Source organism: Curtobacterium sp. VKM Ac-2922 (assembly GCF_022815645.1).
In the GTDB taxonomy this organism is placed as follows: Bacteria; Actinomycetota; Actinomycetes; order Actinomycetales; family Microbacteriaceae; genus Curtobacterium.
In genome coordinates, this window is record NZ_JALGRO010000013.1 from 15,422 (window position 1) to 29,983 (window position 14,562).

General features: G+C 70.7%; 11 protein-coding genes. 3 read left to right on the top strand and 8 right to left on the bottom strand.

Annotated elements, in window-relative coordinates; all coding sequences use genetic code 11:
* Window positions 1-199: 199 nt before the first annotated feature.
* Window positions 200-1,216, top strand: coding sequence for a septation protein SepH (sepH, locus tag MT346_RS14765; RefSeq protein ID WP_243563855.1), 1,017 nt, complete (start codon window positions 200-202; stop codon window positions 1,214-1,216).
* A 79-nt stretch (window positions 1,217-1,295) separates the two neighbouring features.
* On the opposite strand, the gene MT346_RS14770 is transcribed toward sepH, so the two are convergent.
* Window positions 1,296-2,447 (bottom strand): alkaline phosphatase family protein, encoded by a 1,152-nt coding sequence (locus MT346_RS14770; protein ID WP_243563856.1) that lies wholly within the window; start codon window positions 2,445-2,447, stop codon window positions 1,296-1,298.
* A 44-nt stretch (window positions 2,448-2,491) separates the two neighbouring features.
* Here MT346_RS14770 and MT346_RS14775 point away from each other — a divergent pair, with 44 nt between their 5' ends.
* The gene (locus tag MT346_RS14775; RefSeq protein ID WP_243563857.1) at window positions 2,492-4,978 is read left to right on the top strand and encodes a DNA topoisomerase (ATP-hydrolyzing) subunit A; all 2,487 of its coding nucleotides are present in this window, start codon (window positions 2,492-2,494) and stop codon (window positions 4,976-4,978) included.
* Between the two features lie 388 nt (window positions 4,979-5,366).
* Here MT346_RS14775 and MT346_RS14780 read toward each other — a convergent pair whose 3' ends face one another.
* Window positions 5,367-7,493: a type IIA DNA topoisomerase subunit B gene (locus tag MT346_RS14780; RefSeq protein ID WP_243563858.1), complete on the bottom strand. Its 2,127-nt coding sequence runs from the start codon at window positions 7,491-7,493 to the stop codon at window positions 5,367-5,369.
* 201 nt (window positions 7,494-7,694) lie between these two features.
* Between MT346_RS14780 and MT346_RS14785 the strand changes: the two genes are divergently transcribed.
* Window positions 7,695-7,919 carry a hypothetical protein gene (locus MT346_RS14785; protein WP_071300931.1) on the top strand — a complete coding sequence of 75 codons (225 nt, stop codon included), beginning with the start codon at window positions 7,695-7,697 and terminating at the stop codon, window positions 7,917-7,919.
* A gap of 71 nt (window positions 7,920-7,990) precedes the next feature.
* Here MT346_RS14785 and MT346_RS14790 read toward each other — a convergent pair whose 3' ends face one another.
* From MT346_RS14790 to MT346_RS14815, 6 genes are all read right to left on the bottom strand, one after another.
* Window positions 7,991-8,440 (bottom strand): hypothetical protein, encoded by a 450-nt coding sequence (locus MT346_RS14790; protein WP_243563859.1) that lies wholly within the window; start codon window positions 8,438-8,440, stop codon window positions 7,991-7,993.
* Between the two features lie 139 nt (window positions 8,441-8,579).
* Window positions 8,580-9,353, bottom strand: coding sequence for a type 1 glutamine amidotransferase (locus tag MT346_RS14795; protein WP_243563860.1), 774 nt, complete (start codon window positions 9,351-9,353; stop codon window positions 8,580-8,582).
* The gene (locus MT346_RS14800) at window positions 9,350-10,609 is read right to left on the bottom strand and encodes a MurT ligase domain-containing protein (RefSeq protein WP_243563861.1); all 1,260 of its coding nucleotides are present in this window, start codon (window positions 10,607-10,609) and stop codon (window positions 9,350-9,352) included. Before MT346_RS14800 ends, MT346_RS14795 begins: the two co-directional genes overlap by 4 nt.
* A 7-nt stretch (window positions 10,610-10,616) precedes the next feature.
* Window positions 10,617-11,897 carry an RNA polymerase sigma factor gene (locus MT346_RS14805; protein ID WP_243563862.1) on the bottom strand — a complete coding sequence of 427 codons (1,281 nt, stop codon included), beginning with the start codon at window positions 11,895-11,897 and terminating at the stop codon, window positions 10,617-10,619.
* Window positions 11,898-12,092: 195 nt separating this feature from the next.
* On the bottom strand, window positions 12,093-13,418 hold the full coding sequence (locus MT346_RS14810) for a nitrate/nitrite transporter (RefSeq protein ID WP_243563863.1): 1,326 nt from the start codon (window positions 13,416-13,418) through the stop codon (window positions 12,093-12,095).
* 145 nt (window positions 13,419-13,563) lie between these two features.
* The gene (locus MT346_RS14815) at window positions 13,564-14,496 is read right to left on the bottom strand and encodes a proteasome assembly chaperone family protein (RefSeq protein WP_243563864.1); all 933 of its coding nucleotides are present in this window, start codon (window positions 14,494-14,496) and stop codon (window positions 13,564-13,566) included.
* Window positions 14,497-14,562: the final 66 nt, after the last annotated feature.

Here is a 14,562-nt window from a genome sequence, read left to right on the forward strand (position 1 = left end):
GTATGCAACACGCGCCACCCCGATGCAAACTGAACGGCGAGTGGCTCGTCTGGCCGTGCAACCCGGCGATGGTGCGGTCCATTCCCGCAGTCCGCAGAACGTCCACGGCACGCCCGTGCGCCTCCCCCGGATCGGCGCCGACGCGCTGCATACTTCCCGGGTACGACGCACGACCACGTGACGCTCGGAAGGCGGAACCATGCAAGACGTGAGAGTCATCGGAGTGGAGTCCGGGTCCCTCCTGCTCGCGACCGACGGCGGCAGCGAGTTCCGACTGCCCGTCACCTCGGCACTGCCGGGGCAGGTCCGGCAGGCGAACCCCGACGGCACACCGCACAAGCGTGTGTCCCCGAAGGACGTCCAGGCACGGATCCGTGGCGGCGCCGACGCGGTCGACGTCGCAGCAGCGCTCGACGTCGACGTCGAGTACGTCCGTCGCTTCGAGGGTCCCGTGCTCGCCGAGCGCGCGTTCATCCTCGACGCAGCCCGCCGCGTGCCCGTGACGCCGACCGACGACGGTGCGCCCGACGTCTTCGGCGAGGCCATCAGCGCCCGCCTCGAGGCCGGTTCCGCCACGACCGTGTCGTGGTCGAGCTGGAAGCACGTCGAGAACGGCTGGACCGTGCAGGTCCGCTACACGGCGACCGAGGTCGAGCACGACGCGCAGTGGCACTTCGACCCGAAGACCTCGACGCTCACGCCCGAGAACGGCGACGCGCACCGGCTGTCCCACACCGAGGACGACGGGATCGCGCCGCGACTGCGGGCCGTCGAGTCGACCGAGCAGGACACCGACGGCACCCGCTTCGACTCCGGCGCCTTCCGGGTCGAAGAGCCCGACGAGTCCGTCACGAACCCCGACGTCGCCGAGCGTGCACCGCTCCGCGCGCTGCTCCCCCGCATCGGCAGCGCCCAGATCGAGGAACGCGCGCCGGGCAACGAGACCGCCGACCTGCTCGAGGCGCTCCGCCGCCGCCGCGGGGAGCGCGAGTCCGTCGCCTTCGCCGAGCAGCCCCACGACGAGTCGCGCGGCTCGGTGAGCGTCGTCGACATCCCGCTGCAGGGATTCGAGGACACCAACGACACGAGCCCCCAGCCGGACGCCCGTCCGTCGTCGGCCCCCGAGCCCGAGAACCGCAAGAAGCGCAGCCGCCGCTCGATGCCGAGCTGGGACGAGATCGTCTTCGGCACGCGGCCGGACGACGACCTGGCGTAGTCCGCCACACCGCCTGGAGGCCCGGATCGCCCCGGTCGCGCATCGCGCGCAACCGGGGCGGTGCCGTCCCACCCCGTGGTCAGTTCGCGAAGGCGCCCGCCAGTCGCAGCGGCACGCCGACCTCGTCGTCCGTCAGCGCCCCGTGCTGGCCGATCATCCGCTTGGGGTCCTTGCGCGGGTCAAGCTGCCGGTCGTCGTTGAACGCCCACGACCCCCGCGCCACGATCAGCACGTCGCCGATGCGGGGCAAGACGTCGTCCGCCACGGCGCCGAACCAGCCCGCCGCCACCGCTTCGGCACGGCTGGCGACGTACCCGCGCTTGCCGATCGACGCACGCCAGGCCTCGACCAGCGCGGGCACGTCGGTGCCGGGCGCCACGGTGAGCTGCCGGCAGCGTGGGTCACCGGCGACCCCGACGACGTCGACCAGCAGGTCCGGGTCCATCGCGACGTTGGCCTCGTCCGGCACGTCGAGCACGCCGTGGTCCGCGGTGACGAGCACCCCGACGTCGGCCGCGACCCGGGCGTCCAGCCGCGCGAGCTCGCCGTCGAGCAGCTCGAGCGCGGCGGTCCACCGGTCCGACTGCCACCCGTGCTTGTGCCCGATCGAGTCGAGTTCCGGCACGTAGAGGTACACCAGGCTGTGGCCGCCGACGGTCTCGGCGATCGCGGCATCGACCCGCTGCGGGATCGAGTCGGCCGGCACGTAGCGAGCACCGCCGAGGACGTTCGCGGTCATCCCCGAGGAGCGGTACCGCGCCGGCCCGACCACGACCGGGTCCACGCCGAGCTCAGCGGCCGCGGTGAACAGCGTCGGCGCGAGCAGCCAGCCCGCGGGGACCTCGTCGTCCCACCCGCTCAGCAGGTTCATCACCGCGCCGGTGTCCGGGTTCCAGCCGCTGTACCCGACGACGCCGTGGGTGCCGGGCGACCGGCCGGTCGTCAGCGTCGACAGGGCCGCCGCGGTCGTCGTGGGGAAGCCGCTGCGCATCCGCTTCTTCGTCGCCGCCAGGAACCGGGCGTGCCCGGAGCGCGCGCTCAGCGCGTTGGCCCCCAGGCCGTCGACCAGCACGACGATCGCGGAACGGACGGGGCGGAGGGTGATCCGGGCCTCCAGGCCGTTGCTGCGCAACCATGCGTCGTCCGCGGCGCCGAGCGCGACGAGGCAACTCGGGAGGACGTCGGCGAGGTTCGCGGTGTCGTCGGGTGTCGTCGGTACGCTGGTTGCCATCCCCATGAGTCTCCCAGATCACACTGGGGTTGCAGGAAGGTGCCATGGCACGCACGGACGCAGTCGGCCTGCCCGACGGTGAGCGCATCGAGGACGTCGACGTCTCCGAGGAGATGCAGGGCTCGTTCCTCGAGTACGCGTACTCCGTCATCTACTCGCGCGCGCTCCCCGACGCCCGCGACGGCCTGAAGCCCGTGCAGCGCCGCATCCTGTACCAGATGGCCGAGATGGGCCTGCGTCCCGACCGTGGCCACGTCAAGAGCGCGCGCGTCACCGGCGAGGTGATGGGCAAGCTGCACCCGCACGGCGACGGCGCCATCTACGACGCCCTGGTGCGCATGGCCCAGCCGTTCACCATGCGCGTGCCGCTGGTCGACGGCCACGGCAACTTCGGCTCGCTCGACGACGGACCCGCCGCCGCCCGGTACACCGAGGCCCGCCTGGCCGAACCGTCGATGGCGATGACCGAGGGCCTGGGCGAGGACGTCGTCGACTTCGTCCCGAACTACGACAACCAGATCATGCAGCCCGGCGTGCTGCCCGCCGCGTTCCCGAACCTGCTGGTCAACGGCGCGTCGGGCATCGCGGTCGGCATGGCGACGAACATGGCGCCGCACAACCTGGGCGAGGTGGTCGAGGCCGCCAAGCACCTGCTGCTCAACCCGCAGGCCACGCTCGAAGAGCTCATGGAGTACGTGCCCGGCCCCGACCTGCCCTCGGGCGGCACCATCGTCGGGCTGTCCGGCGTGCGCGACGCCTACGCCACCGGGCGCGGCACGTTCCGCACCCGGGCGAAGGTCGCGGTCGAAGCCCTGACGCCGCGCAAGACCGGTCTCGTCGTCACCGAGCTGCCGTACCTGGTCGGTCCCGAGCGCGTGATCGAGAAGATCAAGGACGGGGTGCAGGCCAAGAAGCTCGTCGGCATCTCCGACGTCAACGACCTGACCGACCGGCGGCACGGGCTGCGGCTCGTGATCGGCATCAAGTCGGGGTTCAACCCGACCGCGGTGCTCGAGCAGCTGTACAAGCACACGCCGCTCGAAGAGGGCTTCGGCATCAACAACGTCGCCCTGGTCGGTGGATCCCCCCGCACCCTCGGACTGCGCGAGCTGCTCGACGTGTACGTGCAGCACCGCATCCAGGTGGTCACCCGCCGCTCGCAGTACCGACTGGCCCGCCGTCGTGAGCGGCTGCACCTGGTCGAGGGGCTGCTCGTCGCGATCCTGGACATCGACGAGGTCATCGAGGTCATCCGGTCGTCGGACGACTCCGAGGCCGCGCGCTCGCGCCTGCAGGACGTCTTCGACCTGTCCGAGGTGCAGGCCGAGTACATCCTCGAACTCCGTCTGCGTCGGCTGACCAAGTTCTCGCGGCTCGAGCTCGAGGGCGAGCGTGACCAGCTGCTCGCCGAGATCGCCGCACTCGAGGAACTGCTGGCGTCCGACGACCGGCTCCGCGCCCAGGTCGCGCTCGAACTGACCGAGGTGTCCGACAAGTTCGCGACCCCGCGGCGCACCCTGCTGACCGAGGCCGACGCCCCCGTGCGCGGCGGCAAGAAAGCTGTCGTCGACCCCGAGGACCTGCAGGTCGCCGACGCCCCGTGCCGCGTGCTCCTGTCGACCACGGGGCGCATCATCCGTGTCGACGTCGCTCCGTCCGAGCTCGACGTCGTGCGGGTCCCCAAGCGCTCGAAGCACGACGCCGTGCTGTCCTCGGTGCTGTCCACCGTCCGCGGGCAGGTCGGTGCGCTGACGGCCACCGGGCGCATCGTGCGGTTCACCCCCGTCGACGTGCCGGCGGTCCCGCCCGCGGCCGTCCGGCTCGATGCCGGCGTCCGCGTCAACGACTACCTCGGCATCCCCCGGACCGAGGCGGTGGTCGCGATCGTCGACCTGTCCGTCGCGGCCGAGCACTCGCTCGCGATCGGCACCCGGCAGGGCGTCGTCAAGCGCGTCGTCCCCGGGGCCTGGCCCGACAAGCCCGACTTCCCCGCCATCGGCCTGAAGCCCGGCGACCAGGTGGTCGGCGCCACGCAGTCCCCCGAGACCGACGACCTGGTGTTCATCACCTCGAACGCCCAGCTGCTGCGCTTCGGTGCCGCGGCCGTCCGACCACAGGGTCTCCCCGCCGGTGGCGTCGCCGGCGTCGCACTGGCGTCCGGTGCCGCGGTGATCTGGTTCGGCGCGGTGACCCCGTCCGAGGACGCCGTCGTCGCCACGGTCTCCACGTCGTCGGCCGCGTTGCCCGGCACTGAGACCGGGCGCGCCAAGGTGTCCGCGCTCTCCGAGTTCCCCGCGAAGGGTCGCGCCACCCAGGGCGTCCGCGCGCACGCCTTCCTGAAGGGCGAAGACGGCCTGACCGTGGGCTGGGCCGGCATCGCGCCGCCGCACGCGGTCGGTGCCGACGGCGCTGCGCGCACCCTGCCGGACTGGATGTCGAAGCGCGACGGGTCGGGCAGCCCGCTCGACGCCGAGGTCACGTCGATCGGCGGCAGCGCCGCGGCGCTCGACGGCACGCGCGGCGAGGCGTAGCGCACGCGGTCCCGTCGCGCTCGTCGCGCGGCGCGCGGCGCGACGCCGAGTCTCGGCTGGGCGGACAGAACTCGCGCCGCACGGGCCGCAGAGTGTCCGCGGGGCCGAGTCTCGGCTCGCATCCGCGACCACCCGCCGGACGGGAGGCGCGGTGCGGGCCCGCACCGCGCCTCCTGTCCGCCCCGGCGACCGGTCAGGACACCCCGCTCACGTCCGCCGAGTGGTCGCGTCCTGTCGACCGGACGCCCGCACAGCGACGATCTCCGACCAGTCGGCGGGACGCGCACGGGGTGTTGTGACCACCGGAGGGGCACCGCGGCGCAAGCACACGCGCCAGCACACGCGCCGGCGCCCGCGCCGGCGTCAGCACCAGCGCCCGCGCCCTCGCTCAGACGTCGATGCGGTCGCGGTCCAGGCCCTCGCCGGCCAGGATGAACTCCTTGCGCGGGGCCACGTCGTTGCCCATGAGCAGCTCGAAGACCTTCGCCGCACCCTCGGCATCGCTGACGTTCACCCGGCGCAACGTGCGGTGCGAACGGTCCATCGTGGTCTCGGCCAGCTGGTCGGCGTCCATCTCGCCCAGGCCCTTGTAGCGCTGGATCGGCTCCTGGTACTTCTTGCCCGACTTGGCGAGCTTCTTCAGCAGCGTCTGCAGCTCTTGCTCGGAGTAGGTGTACACGGTGTCGTTCGGCTTGCCGCGGTTGATGATGACCACGCGGTGCAGCGGCGGCACCGCGGCGAACACCCGCCCCTGCTCGATCATCGGCCGCATGTACCGGAAGAACAGCGTCAGCAGCAGCGTGCGGATGTGGGCACCGTCGACGTCAGCGTCGGACATGATGATGACCTTGCCGTAGCGGGCCTGGTCGAGTTCGAACGTACGGCCGGAGCCGGCGCCGATGACCTGGATGATCGAGGCGCACTCCGCGTTGCCGAGCATGTCCGACACCGACGCCTTCTGCACGTTGAGGATCTTGCCGCGGATCGGCAGCAGCGCCTGGTACTCGCTGTTGCGGGCGAGCTTGGCGGTGCCGAGCGCGGAGTCGCCCTCGACGATGAACAGTTCGGTGCCCTCGACGTCGTTCGAGCGGCAGTCGGCGAGCTTCGTCGGCAACGAGGAGTTCTCGAGCGCGTTCTTGCGGCGCTGGGTCTCCTTGTGGGCGCGGGCCGAGATGCGCGACTTCATCTCCGAGACGACCTTCTCGAGCAGCGCCGCCGACTGGGCCTTCTCGGTCCGCTGCGTGGACGTCAGGATCTCGGTGAGGCGCTTGGACACGACCTGATCGACGATCTTGCGGACCGCCGGCGTGCCCAGGATCTCCTTCGTCTGGCCCTCGAACTGCGGCTCGGGCAGGCGCACCGTCAGCACGGCGGTCATGCCCGCCAGCACGTCGTCCTTGTCGAGCTTGTCCTGGCCGACCTTGAGCTTGCGCGCGTTCGCCTCGACCTGGGTGCGCACGGCCTTCATCACGCCGCTCTCGAAGCCGGCCTGGTGCGTGCCGCCCTTCGGCGTCGCGATGATGTTCACGAAGCTGCGGAACACCGTCTCGTAGCCGCCGCCCCACCGCAGCGCAAGGTCGACCTCGCACGAGCGCTCGACGTCCGTGGAGACCATGTGGCCCTTGTCGTCGAGCATCGGGACGGTCTCGGTGAAGCTACCGGTGCCCTGGACCCGCCAGACGTCGGTGAGGGCGGTGTCCGGCGCCAGGTGCTCGACGAACTCGCCGATGCCGCCCTCGTACCGGAAGCGCTCGACGACCGGACCCGGAGTCACCTGGGTGCCGGTGGCCTCGGCACGTGCGGCCGCCGCTTCGATGGCGGCGGGACGCTCGTCCGTGATGGTCAGGCCGAGCCCGGGCACCAGGAACGCGGTCTGCCGCGCACGGTTCACCAGATCGGCCATGCTGAAGGCCGCGTCCTTCGTGAAGATCTGCCGGTCCGCCCAGTACCGGATCCGTGAACCCGTGACACCCCGCTTGACCTTGCCGACCACGCGGAGCTCGCTGCCCGAGGTGAACGGGGCGAACGGCGCGTCGGGGCCGATCCCCTTCGAGTCGTCGAAGACCCCCGGCTCGCCGCGGTGGAACGACATCGCGTAGGTCTTGCCGCCGCGGTCGACCTCGACGTCGAGGCGCTCGGACAGCGCGTTCACCACCGAGGCACCGACGCCGTGCAGCCCGCCCGAGGCCGCGTACGACCCGGAGCCGAACTTGCCGCCGGCGTGCAGCTTCGTGAAGACGACCTCGACGCCGGTCAGTCCGGTCTTCGGCTCGACGTCGACCGGGATGCCACGTGCCGTGTCCGTCACCTGCACGGAGCCGTCCGGGTACAGCCGCACCGTGATCTCGTCGCCGTGGCCGTCGAGGGCTTCGTCGACCGAGTTGTCGATGATCTCCCACAGGCAGTGCATCAGGCCGCGCGAGTCCGTCGAGCCGATGTACATGCCCGGGCGCTTCCGAACAGCCTCGAGTCCTTCGAGGACGGAGAGATGGCGCGCGGAGTAGTCGGAGCTCACCTGCCGAGCCTACCGAGCACCACGGACGAACCCGTGGTGCCACTCGCGTGACACCCGCTCTGGGGACGATCGATCCGCGCTCAGCGAAATGGCCCGCCACAATGCGCCGCATTCAGGCAGCACGTGTTGAAATGGTCGAACCAACCCGCAGCAGTGCGAGTTGCCCGACACGCACCCCTGCGATCCGTGAGGAGCACAGCAATGACCCAGACCGTGCAGGACCTCTCCATCGACGAACTCGGCAACCACCAGCTCACCGCTGCCGACCGTTGCGACAGCTGCGGAGCGCAGGCGTACATCCGCGCCACCATGGCCAGCGGCGAACTGTTCTTCTGCGCCCACCACGGCGCCGAGTTCAAGGACAAGCTCGCGGCGACCGCCATCGAGTGGCACGACGAGAGCAGCCGACTCCACGAGTCGAAGTAGTCGCAACCGACTGCACACAGACAGGAGGCGCGGTGCCAGCTGGCACCGCGCCTCCTGTCTGTGTCGGACGGTCAGAACGCCCGGTTCAGCGCCCAGGCCGCGCCGCGGTAGCTGTTCGGACCCCACACTCCGTCGATGGGACCGCTGTACTGTCCGTGCGCGGCCGCCCATCGCTGCAGCGCAGCGATGACTTCCGGGCTCTCGAATCCGTAGGCAACCGATGACTGGTAGTACCCACCGGTCGCCAGCTGGCGGGCGACGCCTGTCCACGAGTTCGGCCCCATCACGCCGTCGATCGGCCCCGTGTAGCCCGCCATGCTGCCGAGACACTGCAGGCGCTTGGTGAAGATCGGGCCGGGGACGCCGTCGTGCTCGGTCGTGGTCGTCGGTACCGAGCTGCAGGCCGCACTGATCCGCGTCGTGGCGGCATCGGCGGGCGTCGTCTGGACGACAGATCCAGCAGTGGCGAGGGACACGACGAGCGCACCGACCAGGGCGAGGACGTGCTTGTTGTGATGCATGGAAACCTCCTTGGTGGGCTTCCAACATGTCACATCTTGCTTGTCACCGGACAGGTTGCCAGATGTCGCCACCGGCCACCGGCCACCGACACGGCGATGGCCGGGACCTGATCGCACTCGGCCATCGTCTCCGCGGGGGTCAGGTGATGCGCTTGAACGCCTTGTCGACGTAGCGGTCCACGGTGGCGCGCGCTTCGTGGGCGTAGCGGTCGATGTCGGCGGTGCGCGCGGGGTCCGGCTCGTAGGCGCGGCCGAGCCGTGCGGTCGCCGCAGCGAGGACGGCGTCCGTCAGGGCCGGGTTCAGCGGCAGCAGCGGACCCTGCGCGTGCGTGCCGAACGAGGTCCCCGTGATCGCGCCCTCGACCGGCTGCCCGGCCTGGTTGCCACCACCCGACACGACGTCGGCGAACGGGGTGACGGCGTCGCCGAGCTCGATCTTCGTCGCGTGGTCCTCGAACGCTGCGAGACGATTCGACGCGCCCGGCAGCAGCGGGTACCGGGTCTCGAGCACGAAGTAGTTCACGCGACGCTCGGCACCACGCACTGCCCGGGCATCGAACACGCCGAAGCCGTCGACCGGAGCGCCGTCCGTCGGCACGACCTGCTTCGTCGCCAGGTCGAACCCGCCGCCGACCGCCACGACGGGCACGCCCGCGGCGGCGAACTCGCGCAGCGGAGCGCCGACACGTGCGACGTCGGCACCCAGGGAACGCATCGCGCTGAGCGGCCCGTTGCCGATCACGACGATGTCGGCAGTCGTCGGCAGCGGGTCGCCCGCGGCGTACTCGACGACCTCGGTCGGCACGTCGGCGGCCGCGGCGCGACGGGTCAGGGCCACGACGTTGCCGCGGTCACCCGACACCCCCATCTGGCGCGGGTAGACGTGCAGGATGGTCAGGCGATCGGCCGTCATGCGGTCTTCTCCAGGTCCGGGTGGCCGAGGGCCTTCCGGGCGATCATCATGATCTCGTAGTTGACGATGAAGTTCTTGGTGCCGGAGGTCGTCGACCCGAGCTGCTGCATGTGCGTGATCGCGGCCTCGACGTCGGGTTCGACGCGCCCGATGCGGACACCGGCGTGGTCGAGGGCGATCGCGATCTGCCACGCCTTGTCCCCGGACACGACATCGACGTGGTCGAGCTTGGAGAAGTCGATGTCGTAGATCCACGAGATGTCCGGCGTGCCCTCGTCGATGGCCATGAGCACCTGCTCGGGGTGCTCGGGCAGGGCATCGAGGTTGAGCTGCAGGCTGGCGGCGTTCTTGAACATCGTGAACTCGGCCGCCTCACCGGCGATCGGCAGACGTTCGCCGCGACCGTAGGCCGGCTTCATGGTGGCGAAGGCCGTCGTGACGGCGGACGCGCGGAACTGCGAGCCGAGTGCGGCGCTGGCCGTGGCGGTGGCCGCCGCGGCGTCGACCGCGTAGTGCAGGCCGCGTGCCGGCAGGCGCACCGGGATCGTCGCGCCGTCGAACACGATGGTGGCCGCGTCGCCGGTGTGCTCGGTGACCTCGGCGTCGATCGCCGTCGACGTGGCGTCGGCGCGGTCGAAGTCGTCGGCGTTCTGCAGGCCGTTCGGGCTGGCAGCGACCACCTCGGCACTCGCGCCGAAGCGGAGCACGCGCTGCCCGGCGACCCCGGCGTAGGCGTCGAGGAACTGGTCGTCGTGGTTCGTGACGACGTTCGCCGACGACAGTGCCGCGGTGTCGAGCATCATCGTCGCGACGCGCTCGGTCTCGAAGAACCGGTAGAGCTGGTCGACCTGCACGTTGAGCATCGTGACCGTCGAGGGCGACAGGATGCCGGCGAGCTCGACCGCGAAGGCCTCGTCGACCTCGAGGATGCCGATGTCCGCCTTGAGCTTGCCGGTCAGCGACACCTCGGACAGCAACGCCGAGGCGATGCCCTGCGGCAGGTTCGCACCCGACGGGTTCGTGAACACCCGGAGGCCGTGCGCACGCATGACGTCCGAGATCATGTGCGTCGTCGTCGACTTGCCGTTCGAGCCGAGGACGAAGACCACGCCGTTCGGGAACTGCCGGGTGACGCGCTGCAGGAAGTCCGGCACGAGCTTCAGCACGATGAAGCCCGGGTACGCGGACCCTCCGCCCCGGGCGCGAGCGAGGGCGCGGAGGATCCGCCCGATCAGGATCGGGATGAAGAAACGCACGTGCGGCCTACTCGAGGTAGTCGCGCAGGGACTGCGACCGCGACGGGTGGCGGAGCTTCGCCATCGTCTTGGACTCGATCTGACGGATGCGCTCACGCGTCACGCCGAACGTGTCACCGATCTGGTCCAGCGTCTTCGGCTGACCGTCACCCAGGCCGAAGCGCATCCGGATGACGCCGGCCTCGCGCTCGGACAGGGAGTCGAGCAGGCTCTCGAGCTGCTTCTGCAGCATCGTGAAGCCCACCGCGTCGGCCGGCACCACGGCTTCGGTGTCCTCGATCAGGTCACCGAACTCGGAGTCACCGTCCTCGCCCAGGGGCGTGTGCAGCGAGATGGGCTCACGGCCGTACTTCTGGACCTCGACGACCTTCTCCGGGGTCATGTCGAGCTCGCGGGCGAGCTCTTCCGGGGTGGGCTCGCGGCCCAGGTCCTGCAGCATCTGCCGCTGGACACGGGCGAGCTTGTTGATGACCTCGACCATGTGCACCGGGATGCGGATGGTGCGGGCCTGGTCGGCCATGGCGCGGGTGATGGCCTGACGGATCCACCACGTGGCGTAGGTCGAGAACTTGAAGCCCTTGGTGTAGTCGAACTTCTCGACGGCGCGGATCAGGCCCAGGTTGCCTTCCTGGATCAGGTCGAGGAACTGCATGCCGCGGCCCGTGTAGCGCTTGGCGAGCGACACGACCAGACGCAGGTTCGCGCCGAGCAGGTGCGACTTGGCACGCTGACCGTCACGCGCGACCCAGCGCAGCTCGCGCTCTTCGGGCTTGGAGAGCCCCGTGGAGTGCTGCAGCTTGTCCTCGGCGAACAGGCCGGCCTCGATGCGCATCGCGAGCTCGACCTCTTGCTCGGCGTTGAGCAGGGCGACCTTGCCGATCTGCTTCAGGTAGTCCTTGACAGGGTCGGCGGTCGCACCGGTGATGGTGGTCGAGTAGACCGGTGCCTCGTCGTCGTCGGACTGCGAGATGACGAGCGCGCCGGCGGCGACCGCGTTGGCGGCCTCGACCGCAGCGGTGCGCGGCTTGTCCTCGGTGTCGTCGTCGGCGTCGTCGGTCGCGTCGGCGTCGACGGGCTCGACCGGCTCTTCCTCGGTGTCGTCGTCCGATGCCTTCTTGGCTGCCGGCTTCTTGGCGGCGGGCTTCTTCGGTGCCGCCTTCTTGGCGGGGGCCTTCTTCACCGCGGCCTTCTTCGGCGCGGCGGTGCCCTCGGTGTCCGTGGCGTCCGCCTCGGTCACCTGGTCGGTGGTGTCCTTCGTGGGATCGATCGTCGTGCTCCGGGCAGCCATGCGATCACCTCTCTCGTCATGCCACGTTGACGGGTTCGTGGCCTTCCCTCGCTGCCCAGGGCCTGCGCCGCAGTCTCCCCCGCGTCACTGGTCCTATCCATCCGGGCAGCACTAGGACCCATGTCAAGTCCCCCGGCGAAACCGGCGCTCTGGAAGGAGCACCACTGACGGGGAACCCGATGGGTCCGTGCTTCATTATTGCACGCTCTGCTTCCGCAGGCGTGCAACGAGTGCAACCCAGAGCGGCGCCACGCGTATTCCGTCCTGCGCGTGCATGAGGGCACGGGTGCGCCGGCGCGCGTGCAGCAGCATCGCCACGCCGAAGCCGACGACCACGTACTGCACGGTCAGGGCGATCCGGAAGTTCGCCCAGGCGAAGACGGTCTGCCCCGTGGCGTGCGACACCGCGTCGAGCAGGGTGCCGATGCAGAACATCATCACGAACGCGGCCAGGAACCCCCCGACGTTGACGACGCCGTTCGCCGACCCCAGGGAGCCCATCGGGTTGAACGACCGCGCGAAGTCGAAGCCGATCAGCGAACCCGGCCCGCCGATGCCCATCGCGACGACGAGCAACAGCAGCAGCCAGGTCGGTGGGTGGCCCGGCCAGAGCAACACCGCGGTCCAGACGGCGCCGAGCAACACCACCACGCCGAGCACCAGGTTGGACCGGCGGAGGGGGAACCGTGCGCACAGGATGCCGAGCAGCGGGCCGGCGATGAACCCGACGACGACGATCACGGTCAGGAACCCGGCGGCCTCGGTCGAGGAGTACCCGAGCCCGCGCAGCATCGGCACGCCCCAGAGCAGGCTGAAGACCGTGCCCGAGGACTGCGTGACGTAGTGCGACCAGAAGCCGAGCTGGGTCCCCGGGCGACGGAGCGCGTGCCCGAACGTGTGGAACGCCCCGGACCAGGTGTGCGGGAGCGGCAGCGGGATCGTGTCGGTGCGGACGGGCACCGGGCCGTTCCGGACGAACACGAACGCCAGCACGAGACCGACCGCACTGGCCGCGGCCGCGACGCCGAACGCCGCGGTCCAGCCCGCGGTGTGCAGCAGCACCGCGAACGGGAACGCCGATGCCACCTGTCCGAGCTGGCCGAGGTTGCCCGTCCACTGCGAGATCTGCGGCAGGATCCGCCCGCTGAACCACATCGGCAGCAGGCGGATCACCGAGATGAAGGTCATCGCGTCGCCGGCGCCGACCAGGACCCGCCCGGCGATGGCCGGTCCGATCGTCGGCGACACCGCCACCACGACCTGCCCGACCGTCAGCAGCAGGGCACCCAACAGCACCAGCCGCCGTGGACCGATGCGGTCGAGTGCGATGCCGACCGGGATCTGCAGACCCGCGTAGACGGCGATCTGCACGACCGCCAACGTGGACAGCACGGCCGCCGACACCGCGAAGCGGTCCTGCGCGTCGACGCCGGACACACCGAGCGACGAGCGCTGCACGACCGCCAGCACGTAGGCCAGCACCGCGACGCCCCAGACCAGGAAGGCACGGCGGGAGTTCACCCGACAAGGCTAGCGGCGCGGCACCGCCGCCCCGGCGGCCTGTGGAGGACGTGCGGCGTGCGCCGGACCTGTGGAGGGCCTCCAGTCCGTCACGGGAGGCACGGTGCGCGTCCGCGACACCGGTCGCGTCCGGCGGCGGCCGGTCTCAGTCGTCGGTGGCGTCACCGTCGACGCGGCGGTCCGCCAGGAAGCGCTCGAGCTCCGCGGCGATCGCGTCGGCGGTGGGCACCTCGCCGTCGACGTTCGTGAGCGGCGACGCGACCGCGTTGCCCTCCATGTAGGTGTCGTGCCGTTCCTCGAGCGCGGCGACCAGCCGCTGCAACTCGCCGTTGCCCGCCACCTGCTCGTCCACCCGCGCCAGGAAGTCACGGCCCTCTTCGCGCAGGGCGTCGGTCGGGAAGATCAGCCCCGTCGAGGCGGAGATGCCGGACAGCGCGGCGACCGCGGCGTCCGGGTACTCGGTGTCGGACAGGTAGTGCGGCACGAGCAGCACGAGCCCCGTGACCTGCTGGTCGAGTTCGGAGAGCCGGTGCTCGACCAGGTGCAGGACGTTCGCCGGCGCCTGGGTCTGCGGCTTCCAGACGCTCATCGACTCGATCAGGTCGGCCCGGGTGCCCGAGACGGTCATGTTGATCGCACGGGTGTGCGGCACGGGCATCGGGATGGACTGCACCCACGTCGTGTCGACGACCTGCAGCTGGGCGGCCAGGTCGGTCACCGCGCGGACGAAGCGGTTCCACTGGAAGTCCGGCTCGTAGCCGGACAGGAACAGGAACGGCTGCCCGAGTTCGTCGCGCACCAGGTGCAGGGCGAGTCGGGGCGGCTCCACCGCGCTGATGTGGTCGTGGTCGAACGTGATCACCGGACGACGGGCCCGCCAGTCGAGCAGCACGTCGGGGTCGAACTCGGCGACCAGACGGGTCTCGAGGCGCTCGGTGATGGCGGTGGTCACCTGGGCCACGGCAGATCCGGCGTCCGCGAACCCGGTCAGCCCGGCGACCAGGTGGAGGCCGGCCGGCACCGTCGGGGCGGATGCGTCGAAGGTGTAGAGGTCCTCGGGGTGGTTCACCGTTCCCATGCTAGGCGGGGCGTTCGTCCACACCTGCTGCGCAACCCACGCCGACAGCGAACATGACGTGGGTAG